Raw genomic sequence first — 14,819 nt, 5'->3', positions numbered from 1 at the left:
TTGATTCTACCCTTCATCCAGCATTTCACATCGCGTGGTCCTCACGTTTTTCAACGTAGAGCTGAGAGACTCCCAAGTGATGCAACTCTATCTCAGTTACTGATGAGTTGTCGGGCTGGGGACCCATTCTCTGATTTGAATGACTAAATAGAATTGCCTTCCTATAAGAACCAGCATCCTTCGAGATGCTGGCTCTTTTATTTTGAACGGTTGATATATCTATGCGAGGCACTCACAAATCATTCATCGTCGTTGCTGCATTGGTGGTTGCCATCAGTGCACTCTGGTTTGTGCGGTCGCAGCGCGATACCGATGCTCCAAAAGTTGAACAGTATTCAACCAATCCTGATGGCTTCCGGAGTCGCGTATCCACTGTGGATTTGTTAAAGCACAGGCCAGAACTGATCGAAGCGCCTGAGGCCAAGGTTGAGACGACTGACCCTGTTAACTCGCCAGCGTTGACTGAGGCTGAGAGTGTCAGTGCCGCGACTGAGGGCCTCAACGATTTATTGCCGGCTTGGCTCTCTGAAGAAGGCAGCCTCCTTCACGATCGCCGTGAGATACAGGGGCAGACCGTTCTACGGAGTCGGGGCCGTTATCAATGGGAGGACGGGAGTTCCTTAGAAATTGAAATTACGGATGTCGGCCTTGAAGCCAATGAGTCATTGATCAAAGCATTGGGTTTCGATCTAGAACTCGCGGATGTGGATGAGCCCGATGGTTACAAATCCACTCAAGACGAGGAGGGTATGTTGGTGAACCAAGAATACGATTACGCTGACAAATCTGGCAGTCTTCAAATTCTGATGTCGGATCGCTATTTAGTCGAAATCCAAATCGAACAGATGGAGGAGGAGGCTTTTCAGGAAATACTGGATACCCAGATCCCATTTGATGAATTATTCAAACGCGTAGAGCCCTAATCGCCTGAATTCGGCGGTATGTATGGAGGAGTCTCTTTCTTTAACCCCAATTTTAAACATAGTGCCTATTTGAGGTTCATGCGAACACGTGATAGGCATTAGACCATTAATTCGGTAACATAGTAATTACATTGCTAGCTATATCTTAGCATTCACCGCTAAGTCATAAAAACTACCCTCCATGAACCAACGCTTCAAATTTATGAACATCAAACACACCTTTTTGTCCCTCGCGGTTGCTGTCGCGACACTCAGCTCTAGCCACGCGGTGGAAGTTACGCCCGAAAGCGACGAAGCATTTGAGGCGCGTATGCAGTGGTTCAACGATGCGCAGTTTGGGCTATTTATTCACTACGGTGTCTATTCCACACTTGGAGGTGAGTGGCAGGGCGAGTCGATTCGTGGGTATGCCGAATGGATTCAACGCTGGGGTAAAATCACTCCTGAAGAATACATCCCATTCGCAGCAACGTTTAACCCGGAAAAGCTAGACGCCGATCTGTGGGTCAAGACCGCTAAAGAAGCGGGCATGAAGTATATGGTGATTACCACCAAGCACCATGAAGGCTTCTGCCTCTGGGATAGTGCTTACACTGAATACGACTTAGGTGAAGCGACTGCGTTTGATCGCGACATTCTCGCCGAGCTCAAGGCGGCCTGCGATAAATACGGCCTCAAGTTTGGCACCTATTATTCGATTATCGACTGGCACCATCCTTCGCAGATTACCGAGAAGGCTCACAACCAAACGCCAATGAACGATAAAGAGGGCTACGTGACTTACATGAAAGCGCAGCTCAAAGAGCTGATTGATAATTACGATCCAGCAATCATGTGGTTTGATGGCGATTGGGTCAAATGGTGGACGATGGATGACGGCGTCGATCTCTACAACTATCTCCGCGAATTGAGCCCTGACATGATTATCAACAATCGTGTGGCGAAACGTAAGACGTTTAAGAAGGACTACGGCACGCCCGAGAACTCCACGCCTGGTGCTGCGCTCGATCACTTCTGGGAAGCGTGCTGGACGGTGAACCACTCGTGGGGCTACAAAGAGAGTGATACCAAATGGAAGGACATCGACACACTCGTGCAGAAGCAGATTGATATCAATACGAAGGGCGGCAATTTACTGCTCAATATCGGCCCGTATGCCGATGGCTCATGGCCACAAGGTTCAACCGATCTGCTCCTCCAAATGGGAGCGTGGAATGCGGCGCACCAAGATGCAGTCTGGGGCACAAAGTATATCGACCTACCGCAGCAAAACTGGGGTAAAGTCTCACAATCCGAGGCGTCGACTCCCGAACAAGGCGAGATCTTCGCATATATATTTAACTGGCCCAAAGGTGGCGCGCTTGAGGTCAATGGCTTGCAGGCCGAGTCCATTGAGGCTTTCAGCTATGCTGGCGCACCTTTACCATCAAGCGCAGGGAAGGGTGCTTTGAAAATCGATCTTTCCAAGGCAACACAGACGCCACAAGCCACGGTGCTACGCATTAAATACAGCGGCCTTCAGCAGGTGGAAGCCGCACCTTCGGTCGACCTTGGATTGAAGGGTGATGAGCTCATGCTTCAAGCCTCCGGTGCCAAACTAAAAGGTGGCACGCTTCAGCTTCAGGATAACAGCTACATCGGTTTCTGGACAGATCCAAAGGACTCTGCCTCATGGACGCTCAATGTCCCAGCTCCAGGCACGTATGCAGTCAAGTATCTCTATTCCTGTGCTAAAGGCTACGACGGCAGCGATGTGTTGCTCAAGGTGGGCAAGCAGTCGCTATCGGCTAAAGTGCCAGCTACTAAAAAATGGGAAGACTTTCAATTACTGGAGGCAGGCACCATTAACCTGAATCAAGTGGGCACCGTTGAAGCGATCGTCGGGTTCGGAGAGAACAAAGGCAAAGCCCTCTTCAACCTAAAGGCTATCATCTTCGAGCCGATCTCGGAATAGTTCTTTTTAATATGCCATCTTCATACTCATGCAGCTCTACCGAATGTGCTGGTTTCTTTGGGGAGGGATGGCCTCCGCGCCGTCCGCCGAGCCAAAGCACTCAACCTCAGCACTCAACCTCAGCACCAGCACACCGCAAGACGAGGCGGAGCTCGTCCCTCCCCAATGTGTTGAGGGATGAATCACAATTCTTAATGCGCGTCAGCATCGCACGAACTTTACAGCAGTAACCAGTCGAACATCATGATACCTAAATCACTATCTCTTCTTTGTGTTTCACTTACAGTATGGGCTGGTGCTTCCGTTTCCGCAGAGGCAACAGTGACTGAGAGCTTCAAAGGCTCGCGTCCAAACATCGTATTGATCATGCCGGACGATATCAGCTTTGCGTCCATCGCTGCGTATGACAATCCCAACGCGAAGAGCCCGAATATCGATGCGCTCTATCATAAGGGCGTTCGGTTCGATAATTTCCACGTGTCGCCGACTTGCTCGCCGACGCGCGCTGCGATGCTGACTGGGCGTCACGAAGTGTATAGTGGTGTGACGCACACGATCTTTTTGCGCGACCAGATGAACCCTGCGCTACGCACGATGCCGCAAATGTTACAAGACAGTGGCTACGCGACAGGCATCTTCGGCAAATGGCACTTGGGGGACTCTGCGGAACTACGTCCTGATCGCCGTGGATTTGACGAAGTCTATATTCACGGGGCAGGGGGCATTGGCCAAAACTATACGCACAGCGCAGACTTCCCGAACAACGATTATAATAACCCCGTGCTGTATCATAACGGCAAGGTGATCGAAACCAAAGGCTATTGCACCGATCTGTTCTTCGATCAATCAATTCGCTGGATTGAAGAACAAGCGAAAGCCGAGAAGCCGTTCTTTGCTTTTGTCGCATTAAATGTCGCGCACCGTCCTCACATTCCACCGATTCTTGCGGATGGTAGCGAAGGTGACATGATGGAGAATCTCGACGACAACGTCGGCAAGATGATGGCGTATCTCGACGAGAGCGGGCTGAGCGAGAATACTTTGCTGATTTATATGACTGATAACGGCGCGGCGTCTGGTTCGCTAAAGTTAAAGGGGCGAAAGACCTTTGCGACTGAGGGCGGCATTCGTGTGCCCTGTATCATGTATTGGAAGGGCAAGCTGGAAGGCGGGATCTCCAATAACAACCTAGCTGGGCATATTGATTATTATGCTACCTTCGCTGAATTGGCCGGTTCGGATGATCCAGTGCCCGGCGGCGAAATCTGGGATGGACGCAGCATGCTTCCTTTGTTCGAAAATCCGACGGATGCAGACTGGGGGCAACGTTATTGGATGGCGCACCGCACACGCTGGGATAAGGCCGCAGATTCCCAGTATGCGCATGCTTCGATTCAAGATACCAAATTCAAACTATTCATGCCCAAAGCAGGGGTGTTTGAGCTCTACAACCTCTCAGAGGATCGCAGTGAGACGACCAACTTAGCGAGCCAGTATCCCGAAAAAGTGGGGCAACTGAAGGCGATTTACGATTCATGGTGGGTCGATGCGCAACCTTACATGATTAATGATCATTTAGAAAATGTGCCTGACGAGCATAAGCCGTATCACGAACTCTATCGCGAAGCCTTCGGCGAAGAGCGCTATCAAGAAGCGATGCGCCTGATGACCTGGGAGGGCGGCAAGCCCTATGGCGACCAAAGCAAGAGGAGGCAGAAAAAGAAATAGACTCCAGATGGCACGAACTTCGGGTCACTTTATTGAATATACTACCACGCATCACGAATTGTGATTTTCACTCAACACATTCGGGAGGGATGAGCTCCGCCTCGTCCGCCGAGCCTCAGTCCAGCACTCGCACGCTGCGGACGAGGCGGAGCTCGTCCCTACCCAATCCCAAACACCATGAAATTTAAAACGCCCCCCCTCGTCATATTCTCCACTCTAATTGCTTCGGCCTTATTCGCCGCAGATATTAATGTATCGGTAGGAGGTGAGATTCACTCACTTCCTGCAGCCCGCGATGCAGTCCGCGAACTACGCGCTGCCGGCGAGCAAGGCGATATCGATGTGATCATTGCCGACGGCACTTACTACCTCGACGAAACACTGATCTTAGGCCTCGACGACTCCGCACCTGAGGGCGCCGTGACGCGTTACCGTGCTGCAGCCGATGCACGCCCCGTGATTAGTGGAGGTCGTGTGATTCAGGGCTGGAAGCAGTCAGGCTTAGCTGGTGGTAAGATTTGGGTCGCCGAGGTGCCTTGGGCAAAGGGTGATGCCTTTTTTCACTGTCTTTACGATGGGAGTGAGCTGCTGCAACGTGCGCAGTCAGCGCCGGTCACCATTACCAATGAGACGAAGGCAAAAATGTATACGGGCGAGACTGCCATACGTGTGAATTTCGGTTACACCGGGGATATTTTAAAGAACTGGGAGAACCTCGAGGACATCGAACTCTATGGCAGCCCGACTCGAAAATGGATGGTAAACTTCTTACCAATCGAATCGATCGACACCCAAGCGAAGACTGGCAAGCTAGCGATCCCAGCGTCCTACCGAATGGCAGGCAGTTTTGTGGTGGAGAACTGTATGGAACACCTCGATACACCGGGCGAGTGGGTGCTGAACTCACAATCCGGCATGCTCTATTACTGGCCAAAGTCTGGCACTCCGAGCGACCAGATCATCGCCCCTGGCTTGAACGAATTAATCCGAGTCGCGGGCCATTCAGATGCGTCACTGGCAGGAAAAAATGAAAAACCAGTGCAGGGCATTGTCTTTCAAGGACTACAGTTTTCACATGCAGACCGCCAGCAATGGTTACCCGAGGATAAAGGGTTACAGCATGACTGGAATATGTGGGATAAGGCCAACGGCTTGATCCGATTCCGTGGTGCTCAGAACTGCGTCGTAACAGACTGCCTCTTTACTGACAGCGGCAGCGATGGCGTCCGCCTCGATCTCTTTGCTCAAGGCATCACCGTCGAAAATTCGACCTTTACGAATCTCGGCGGCACGGGAGTCTTACTCGCAGGCTATGGCCCAGGGAAGAAGGACGTTAACAAGGGGAACACAATCCGTAATAACGAGGTCACCGAAGTCGGTTTACTCTTTCTACATTCTCCAGGGATTTTTGTCTGGCAGAGCGGGCACAATCAAATCGCTCATAATCACATTCACGATCTCGCTTATACCGGGCTAGTGATCTCTGGCGTGCGCCGTCGTTTCTTTGAACCGATTTTTGATCAAATGGGGAAGCCGAACCCTTACCGTAACAAGTGGATATTTGATAAAGAGACGCGCGAGCATTCCAGCACGATTCGTTGGGATGAGATTACGCTGGGAGACGACATCCAAGATTGGAATTTCTACGAGCCCTACATGCATGCACGTGGGAACGTCATTGAGTTCAACGAAATTCATGACTGCTTAAAACTGTTGCACGATGGTAACTGCATCTACCTTTCAGGCGATGGCGACGGGAATGTAGTGCGCAATAATGTGACCTACAACCACCCACAAGGTGCGATGATTCGCACAGACGACGATAGCCACGGCAACATCGTCAAGGGGAATTTGCTGTTTGGCACAATGGGCAATCAGGGGATTACGATTAAGGGGCTCAACGTCGCCACGGGCAATGTGTTCGTGAATTGTCAGTTGTTGACTGGCGGCGCCGGCAATACGGTGGACCCTGATTCGACCTTGTCGCGCAATGTCTTTTACCACACCAGCACACCTTTCACGGATGGCTTCCACTACGGTCTGCCCAACGTAAAAGAGGGGCTCGATTATAACCTCTACTATCACGAGGGCGGACGTGCAGAAGCACTTCTGGCCGCGCAAAAAGCCGCGAGTCGAACAAAGGTGATTGATCGCAACAGCGTCGCTGCTGATCCGATGTTTATCGATCATATCCACGGCGACTTTGGTTTCAAAGCAGAGTCTCCTGCGTTTGATTTAGGCATTGAGCCGCTGACCTTAGACATCGTTGGGCAAATGGGCACTTTAGAGGATCCGTTTTTAGCGCGTTTTGCCGACGGCATGCCCATGCATTTCAAGCATACACCCAAGAAGAAGGGCAAGAAGCAGAAGAACGCCGAGTTGCATCTGTAGTGGTCAATTCCTAAGAATATACTGCCGCGCATCACGATTTGTGATTGCTAGATTAATCCATTCGGGAGGGACGAGTCCGCCTCGTCTTGCGGTGTGCTGGTGCTTTGGTTCCGTGCTGAGGCTTTGGTTCCGTGCTGAGGCTCGGCGGACGGCCGCGTAGAACGCGGCAAGCGCAGAGGCCGTCCCTCCCCAAGTAACACACATTCAGCAGATCCGCATGAGCCGCGGCACTTTTCACAAATCATGATGCGCGTTAGTATATCATTCGACTATCACTTAAACCAGCGATGGCGCTTTGGGGGATTTTCAGTTATAATAGAGGAATCTAGATTATCTGTAATGAACAAACCAAAGAACTGAATGACGACTCCAAGCCACCCCGATTTACCCTCCGAATCCCCAGCATCAGCCAACGCCCTCGTCGGGCGTCGTGACTTTTTGAAAGCCAGCGGACTCACCGCAGCGATGTTAATGGCAAGCCGCATCAATGTGATGGCAGGCCCATTCAATGCGGCAGACTTTGATAAAATCATCCCTGCCGACAAAAAACTGAGCGCCGATTGGATCAAAAGCCTGTATGCGCGCGGCAAACCGATGACGGTTCAGGTCGGAAAGGTCGATTATATCGGCATGCCGATCAACGGTATCGGCACCGGGCAAGTGTATTTGAGCGGCGATGGGCAGCTCTGGTATTGGAATTTAACAGCGGGCAAAGATAAGAAGCATAATCCCAAAGGTGACCGCTACATGAAGCCAGATGCCGTAAAGGCTCCTGAGGGGCAGGGCTTTGCACTACAGGTAAACGGTAAAACTTATCCCTTGAATTCTAAGGGCTTTAGCGACGTCACATTTACCAACCAATATCCGATGGCGCTCGTCGATTACGCCGATGCGGCTTGCCCGGTAAACGTGCAGCTCGAAGCATACACGCCTTTCATTCCATTGAATCGTGACGAGTCGAGCTACCCCGTGACCGTGATGCGCTATACGGTGACTAACCACTCATCTGAAAATCAAACGCTTTCCTTAGCTGGCTGGATTCAAAACCGATGGGCCGGCAAAAATGAGCCAAACATCAGTGCGTATCAGCAGCAAGCAGACATTGCCACCGTCGAGTGCTCGGGTGGCACCGCGCAGAGCAACGGCATCGCCCTAGGAGTGTTGGGTAAGGAAGCTCCGGAACTCGTGAATGTCGAAAAAGCAACACCTGGCATCGGTGGAGTATTTGAAGCAAGTAATGGAGCGAAGACGGGCAAGGCGAACTCCGCTTCAATCGGCCGCAAATTCACGCTCAAAGCTGGCGAGTCCAAGACGGTGTCGTTTGCAGTTTCCTGGCGTATTCCAGCCGTGAATTATGGCACTCGATTTGGCCGTAAGGGTGTTTCGCCAGGTCGCTATCACTACGCCACGCTATGGCCCACTGCCGCCGCAGCTGCGGGGCAGGTCGCCAGTCGCGAGACTGAATTGTATGACACCTCCAAAAAATGGGTCGATACGTGGTATGACTCCAGCCTGCCGTATTGGTTCTTAGAGCGTGCCTTTATACCCATCGACTGCATGCAAACGCAGATGGTGCAACGCGTCATCCCGAAAGGTTCTACAGAAGAAGTTTATAATATGGAGGAGGGCGTGCGTTGCTGCCCTGGGAATTGCACCCACGTGTGGAATTATGCACAAGGCGTGGCGCGAATCTTTCCTGAAATCGAACGCGAGTGCCGCGACAAGATCGAATACGGTCTAGGCTTTGACCATAAGAATGGCATGGTGTTCTTCCGTTATACGATGAAGGACGGCGCGAAGGGGCGCGACGATGCACTCGACGGCACCTGTGGCACGATTGTTCGTGTGTTGCGCGAGAGCCAGATGACGACCGACTACACCTTTCTTGCCAGTCTTTGGGATCGTGTGAAGCTGTCGATGGACTTTGTTATTAAAGAATGGGACTCCGATGAAGATGGCATTCTCTCCGGGGCTCAGCATAACACCTTAGACGAACCGTGGTATGGCCGTGTGCCTTGGTTGATCAATACCTATCACGCTGCACTCCGTTCAGCGGCAGTCATGGCTCGCCAGATGAAGCAACCTGCAGTGGCCGATCGCTACGAGGGGATCATTGCGAAGGGTGCGCCCGCCATGGTGGATCAATTGTGGAATGAGGACTTCGGTTACTATGTTCACATCCCGCCACAGGATGAAACCCAAATGCATGGGTCCACGAATGGTTGCCACATTGACCAAGTGCTTGGAGATAGTTGGCTGTATGAAGTCGGCCTCGATCCGATCTTGCCACGTGACAAGACCCGTAAGGCGCTTCAAGCCTTATGGAAATATAACTTTACCCCAGATGTCGGAGCCTTCCGCAAGGCGATGACGGACGGGCGTTGGTATGCAGGTCCAGGCGATGCTGGGCTGGTCATGACTAGCTTTCCAAACGGTAAAGTGGAGCCCAAGAGCGGCAACAAGAACTACGCCGGATATCTCAACGAATGCATGACGGGCTTCGAGTGGCAGGTCGCCGCGCACATGTTGCGCGAAGGCATGGTTGAAGAGCCCATGGCGATTGGTAAAGCAATCTATGATCGTTACTCGCCCGACAAACGCAACCCGTATAACGAGATCGAATGTTCGGATCACTACTCGCGGGCGATGGCGAGTTACGGAACTTACCTCGCAGCTTGTGGTTACCACTACGATGGCCCCGAAGCCAAGCTTGGCTTCGGACCAAAGTTGAACCCTGAGGACTTTAAGGCTGCCTTTACGACAGCTGAAGGTTGGGGACATTTCACTCAGAAGATCGCTTCCGGTCAACAAGTCGCCGGTGTCGAGCTCGGCTACGGACGCTTGCAGCTTAAGGAATTCACACTGGATAAAGTTCCTAGTGTGACTGCGAACAGTGCGAAAGTCATGCTCCATGGCAAATCGGTCAACGCGGCCTTCAGTTCAAATGCAGATCGTTATGTCCTGAAATTTGCTTCGGGCATCACTGTCAACAAAGATCAGCGCTTAGTCGTGACGCTGAGCTAATACATGCGCCTACTGTTATCCCGCAAACCAGAGTATGCGATCTGTGGAAGTTTCCGGTTCCACTAGAAATATTTAAAACAGATACCTAATAGTCATGAGTCACAAAACAGCTAAGTCCGCGAAGAATGAAAATATGGAACCGTCTACCGGTTCGCACACCGGAGTGGTCGCAGTTGGTCGGCGTGATTTCATCAAAGCGTCTGGATTGACGGCTGTCATGCTGATGGCGAGTCGCATCAATGTGATGGCGGGGCCATTCTCCGCCGCAGACTTCGACAAGATAATCCCTGCGGATAAGAAGCTCAACGCGGAGTGGATTAAGGGACTTTACGCACGCGGGCAGGCAATGAGTGCCACAGGCAATGATCTCAAATACATTGGCATGCCGATCAATGGCATCTGCACGGGGCAGGTGTATCTCGGTGGTGACGGGCAGCTATGGCATTGGAATCTGGATGGAGCATTGGACTCGAAGAACACCGGCAAGGGGCCACGCTATCTCGAACCCGATGTCGCGCATTCGCCCATGAGCCAAGGCTTCGCACTGCAGGCCGGCGGAAAAACCTACACACTCGATTCGAAAGGTTTTTCAAATGTCACTTTCACGAATCAATACCCAATGGCGACCGTTGACTACGCGGATCCTGCCTGTCCAGTAGACGTCCAGCTCCAAGCCTATACGCCTTTCATTCCTCTGAATCGTGATGATTCCAGTTACCCAGTAATCGTCATGCGTTATACGGTGACGAATACGAGTTCGAGTGATCAAGAAATCGACATCGCTGGTTGGATCGAAAACATCTCCAATGCGAAATCGGGTAAAAGGGCGAACGGGAAGAAGCTTGCTGTTTATCGAGCACTAGAAGGCATTTCATCGGTCGAATGCTCTACAAACTTTGGGAATAGTCACACGGATGCTGACGTTGAAGTCTTTGCAGACTTTGAAGGCAAGAATTACAAGGGCTGGAAAGTCGAGGGCACTGCTTTCGGCAAACGCCCCTCCGGTAAAAGCGGCGGTCAGAAACTGAGTGGTGTCCGCGGTAAGAGCGTCGCCAATTCGTATGCCAGAAGTGACAAGCCGACTGGTAAATTAACTTCACCGACCTTTAAGATCACTAAGCCTTACATCAATTTTTTGATTGGCGGTGGTGATGATAAGGAAAAGCTCACAGTCAGCCTATGGGTTGATGGCAAGCAGGTGCATTCGACTACCGGCAAGAACTCCGATGATATGGAATGGGCGACTTGGGACGTGAAGTCGCTTGCAGGCAAACAAGCGCATATCGAGATCAGCGATCAAGCTTCCAATGGTTGGGGACATATCGAGGTCGATCAAATTGAATTTTCAAGCCATCCGGGCGGATCAAATGAATCTGGAAAACTAGCGCTTGCCGCCGATTACGGGGCGATTGCGCTCGGTCTCTTGGGTGAGGAAAGACCGCAGATCGTTGATATCGCTCGAAGCGTTTCTGGGGACGCAGACATCTTTAACTCGGGAGCTGCTCTGAAGAGTGGGGCGTCTCATTCGGGCGCGATGAATGCGCCCGCTTATGCCTCACTGGGAAGCAAGTTGGCCTTAAAGCCGGGAGAATCCAAGACGGTATCATTTTCACTGTCATGGCGTTTTCCAAACGTCGTATATAATAAACGCTTTGCTCGCGTGAAGGGAGCACATGCGCTCAATCATTACGCCACACTATGGCCGACCGCGACGGCAGCCGCGGAGACTGTGGCTCAACGAGAAACTGAGCTACACACGACGACACAAACATGGGTCGACACATGGTATGATTCCACGCTGCCGTATTGGTTTCTAGAGCGCACCTTTATACCTATTGACTGTGTGCAGACGCAGATAGGGCAGCGTTTGGCAGTGGGAGAGGGGCAGGAGTTTTATGATTTCGATGAGGGCGTAAAATGCTGCCCAGGCAACTGCACCCACGTTTGGCACTATGCCCAAGGCTTAGCGCGAATCTTTCCAACGATTGAGCGCGAGTGTCGCGACAAGGTCGAATATAAGCGTGGTTTTGACCCCAAGAGCGGAAGCATTCGCCACCGCCACAATGCAGCACGTTTTGGTGATGCGATTGATGGTAATTGCGGGACGATTTTACGCGTGCTGCGCGAGAGCCAAATGACGCCAGACTACAGCTTTCTCGAAAGCATGTGGGAGCGCGTGAAGCTTTCCATGGATCACGTGATCCAAAAATGGGATCCAGATGAAGACGGCATGTTGGTCGGCGCACAGCACAATACGCTGGATGAGCCATGGTTCGGTCAGGTGCATTGGTTAATCAACCTCTATCATGCCTCGCTCAAAGCCTCCGCAGTGATGGCTCGCCAGATGAATGAGCCTGCCGTGGCAGCGCGCTATGAGGGCATCGTGACTAAAGGCGCGCCAGCCATGGTCGATCTCTTATGGAACGAAGAGTTCGGTTACTTTATTCACAAGCCGCCGGCTAACGAGAAGCAAATGCACGGCTCGACCAACGGCTGCCACATTGACCAAATCCTAGGCGATTCCTGGTTACCCAATCTGGGGATTGATCCGATTTTACCGAACGATAAGATCAAGCAGACGCTGCAAGCCCTGTGGAAATACAACTTCACGCCTGACGTGGGCGCCTTCCGTAAAGCCATGACCAACGGTCGCTGGTATGCAACCGAGGGCGATGCCGGGCTAGTGATGTGTAGCTTCCCCAATGGTAAGATACTGCCAAAGAGTGGTAAGGAGAGTTACGCTGGCTACCTAAATGAGTGTATGACCGGTTTTGAATGGCAGGTCGCCGCCCACATGATTTGGGAAGGTATGTTGGAAGAGGGCTTGGCAATCGGTAAAGCAATCAATGACCGTTATACACCGGACAAACGCAACCCGTATAATGAGATCGAATGTTCGGATCACTACTCACGGGCCATGGCCAGTTATGGTGCATTCATGGCTGCCTGCGGCTATCGCTACGATGGCCCCGAAGGCAAGCTTGGCTTTGGTCCGCGCCTGAGTCCTGAGGACTTCCGCGCTGGCTTCACCGTGGCAGAGGGTTGGGGAAGCTTTGTGCAGAAGGTTACATCTGGTCAACAAGTCGTCGTATTGGAAATCAATTATGGCCGCTTAGAGCTCAAGGAATTTAACCTGGATAAAGTCAACGGTTTAGCTGCGACCAGCGCTAAGGTCGAACTCGACGGCAAGTCGGTGGATGTGGCCTTTAGCTCTGAAGCAGAACGCTATGTGTTGACGTTTAATGCCGGGGTTACAGTGAACAAAGACCAGCGCTTGATCGTGACACTGGGCTAGACCTGGTATCTCGTCAAAAATTCGTAGCGTGAAGCGAACGTCCATTGCATATTAAAAATGATATAACCGTTAAGCAGAAAACTAGAGTGTCATATTTGCAATTTGGATGATTGCTCGCCCCAAAGGGGCAACCTCTGTCAGCCCGGGGCAACGCCCCGGGAATTTAAGCCCAGACAGCTAGCCCTGAAAGGGCGTTCTATTCGAAAATCCAAGCCTTTGCGCGATTAAGACGCCCTTTCAGGGCTCAGGAGGTGGTTGATTCAAATCCTAGGGCGTTGCCCTAGGCTGATATAGGACGCACCTTTGGTGCTACTTGATATGCATTGGCATTGAGCTTTAGCGAGCGTGCATAGTGCCAGCAGCTTTTCCAGCTGAGGTTCTGAACGTTTGCTAAAGCTGCACGCTACTAAAAAAACTCAATTCACTTAGATGTGAGCGGGGCTCAATTAATCTATATGTAGGCCTCCGTCTAACTACTTAATTGCCAGTGGATTCACTGGTGATGTTGACTGCCTTGATGCAGGTGACAGACCTGCGCGCAAAAAAAATGCGAGTGGAGCTGGTTGGCTCCACTCGCATGTGATGTGAATGATAATGTGTCGCTGTTATTTCTTTACGAGCGACGGCGACGAACCATGACTGAGCAGAGAGCGAGCGAACCTGCAAGCAAAGCGTAAGTGCCAGGCTCGGGGATAGCGGCAAGCGTGATGCCGCCAATGGCAATATTGTCTGCAGTTCCTAAACCATCTGAGTTTTGACTAAAAAGGACGGTTAGAGTTTGACCTGCTGTTACTGTAAAATCGGTTGTGAAGGTCGCGCTGAAACTCCCAGTCCCAGCTTGAGTGACAGTATCACTGGCCCCGCCACCATCTAGGGATGCACCAAATGTCCAATTCGAACGATACCCGTTTGCGTATACGTTTAACTGGTAATCTCCGGCATCAAGTCCAGTGATGTCAAAGGTGAGTGAGGCCGGTAGCGTTTCATCAGTAGATGGGCCCTTAGCTTCCATTGAGCCAGTTACACTTGAACCTACTGTATTTAGCGCTGTCCCATCGGTCCAACTCATCGCCGAAGGGAATCCGTTAAAGTCGTCTTGGACAAAATCATTAGGTCCTCCAGTGACTGTGCCGATGAAATCGGCGCTGGCTTTCTCAAATACCACAAATGAGCCAGTAGTATCGTCACCATCGCCTAGCTTCATCCAGTCTGTGGTTCCAATTGTGGTGAGGTCAACTGTTGCTGGTAGGGCGTTCTGGCTGATCGTGACTTGGCCTATCGCTTGAGAGGTAATAGCGGTGCTAGTCGCTGCCAATAGCATTAAACTTCTTATCTTTGATTTTGTCATATTACGTCTTTATTACTTGAGGGTTGGAGTATCGTTCAGTTTACAACTGACGATTACATCATGGCTGATTCTAGTTTTTATTACTATAGCGTATACACGCGATATTAATAACGAGAATGCGTCATACATCTGAGTTTTAATACCAAATTATAGCGT

7 protein-coding genes are annotated in these 14,819 nt (G+C 51.3%); 6 read left to right on the top strand and 1 reads right to left on the bottom strand.

The features are described 5' to 3' along the window. Nucleotides 1-221: 221 nt before the first annotated feature. From GZZ87_RS19265 to GZZ87_RS19855, 6 genes are all read left to right on the top strand, one after another. The gene (locus GZZ87_RS19265; RefSeq protein WP_162025336.1) at nt 222-923 is read left to right on the top strand and encodes a hypothetical protein; all 702 of its coding nucleotides are present in this window, start codon (nt 222-224) and stop codon (nt 921-923) included. Nucleotides 924-1,125: 202 nt separating this feature from the next. Then, nucleotides 1,126-2,877, top strand: a complete 1,752-nt coding sequence (locus GZZ87_RS19260; protein ID WP_162025337.1) for an alpha-L-fucosidase — start codon at nt 1,126-1,128, stop codon at nt 2,875-2,877. 243 nt (nt 2,878-3,120) lie between these two features. Then, nucleotides 3,121-4,605, top strand: a complete 1,485-nt coding sequence (locus tag GZZ87_RS19255) for an arylsulfatase (protein WP_162025338.1) — start codon at nt 3,121-3,123, stop codon at nt 4,603-4,605. A gap of 177 nt (nt 4,606-4,782) precedes the next feature. After that, a complete protein-coding gene (locus tag GZZ87_RS19250; protein WP_162025339.1) occupies nt 4,783-6,996 on the top strand; it encodes a right-handed parallel beta-helix repeat-containing protein in 2,214 nt (737 codons plus the stop codon). 360 nt (nt 6,997-7,356) lie between these two features. Continuing rightward, nucleotides 7,357-10,020, top strand: a complete 2,664-nt coding sequence (locus GZZ87_RS19245) for a GH116 family glycosyl-hydrolase (protein WP_162025340.1) — start codon at nt 7,357-7,359, stop codon at nt 10,018-10,020. 94 nt (nt 10,021-10,114) lie between these two features. Then, nucleotides 10,115-13,315, top strand: a complete 3,201-nt coding sequence (locus GZZ87_RS19855) for a GH116 family glycosyl-hydrolase (protein ID WP_244648210.1) — start codon at nt 10,115-10,117, stop codon at nt 13,313-13,315. 613 nt (nt 13,316-13,928) lie between these two features. Here the strand turns inward: GZZ87_RS19855 and GZZ87_RS19230 are convergent. After that, complete coding sequence (locus GZZ87_RS19230) at nt 13,929-14,663, bottom strand: PEP-CTERM sorting domain-containing protein (RefSeq protein WP_162025341.1); 735 nt, start codon at nt 14,661-14,663, stop codon at nt 13,929-13,931. Between the last annotated feature and the right edge of the window lie 156 nt (nt 14,664-14,819).

Origin of the sequence: Lentimonas sp. CC4 (assembly GCF_902728235.1) — a bacterium.
Taxonomy (GTDB): Bacteria; Verrucomicrobiota; Verrucomicrobiia; order Opitutales; family Coraliomargaritaceae; genus Lentimonas.
Note: the sequence above shows the minus strand (reverse complement) of the source record. Positions and strands in the feature narration are given on the sequence as shown.